The organism is Collinsella sp. LCP19S3_H3, from assembly GCF_052119145.1.
In the GTDB taxonomy this organism is placed as follows: Bacteria; Actinomycetota; Coriobacteriia; order Coriobacteriales; family Coriobacteriaceae; genus Collinsella.
The window spans coordinates 1-890 of record NZ_JBQKFW010000037.1 but is presented as its reverse complement, the minus strand read 5'-3'; the positions used below and the strand labels follow the sequence as shown (position 1 = coordinate 890).

1 protein-coding gene is annotated in these 890 nt (G+C 68.9%); it reads right to left on the bottom strand.

All coding sequences use genetic code 11. The features are described 5' to 3' along the window. Positions 1-890: Eco57I restriction-modification methylase domain-containing protein (locus ACTQZF_RS09185; RefSeq protein ID WP_441555107.1), on the bottom strand; the 890-nt coding region annotated here is incomplete at both ends.

The following is an 890-nucleotide window of genomic DNA, read 5'->3' as shown; positions in this document are numbered from 1 at the left end:
GTGCCGGGGATCTGCTTGAAGGTCTCGGCGTCGCGGCGGTAGAACCAGCCGCAGCCGGGGTTTTTGATCGCCTCGAGGGCCTTCTGGCGCTTGGCCTCGCTGCCGTTGATGTCGACGAGGCGCACGTAGGCGCCCTCGCATGTCGCGCGGCCGTTGTAGACGACATCGGCCGTGACGTTGACGACCTCGCCGCCGATGGCATCGAACGCGCGGGGGCCCAGGTGCAACATGGACAGGATTGAATTGCTCCCGATGAGCGAGGAGCGCATCTTCTCGAAGCTGCCCAGGAACATCCAGCTCTGCATGGTGATCATGGCCGCGTAGCCGCGGTCCTTTGCCAGGTTGAAGCCGCGCTCGATGAAGCACGTGCACAGGTCGCTCTTCACGTCGGGGTAGCTCTTCTTGACCCACCTGGACATGAAGGGGCCGAAGCTGGAGCTGCCCATGTAGGGCGGGTTGGCCACCACGCAGTCGTGGCGGCGGGCAAGGGTCTCGCAGGTGGAAAGGGCGCGCTGGAGCTTCTCCTTGGAGCTGCTGCCGAACAGGCCGTCGCCGCCGGTGAGCTCGATGGCCTCCCGGATCGAGGAGAGGTCGCCCTCGCCCGGGGCGAGCAGGGAGCCCACCTCGTCCAGGTGCGCCAGGGCGTCGACGAGGTCCTTCCTCTTCTCGAGCGCGCTGCCCTGCGGCACGTCGCCCTCCCCCAGCGCGACCGGGGCGAGCACGGCGATGTCGGCCTGCACGCCGCGGCCGAAGAAGCGGCGGTCCATGCCGCGGGCGCACATGGCCAACGCCAGCCGCGCGATCTGGGCGGCGCGGGGGTCGATCTCCATGCCGTGCAGGTTCCTGGACAGGACGAGCCCGGGGATCTCGCGCTCGCGGTAGCCGCGCTC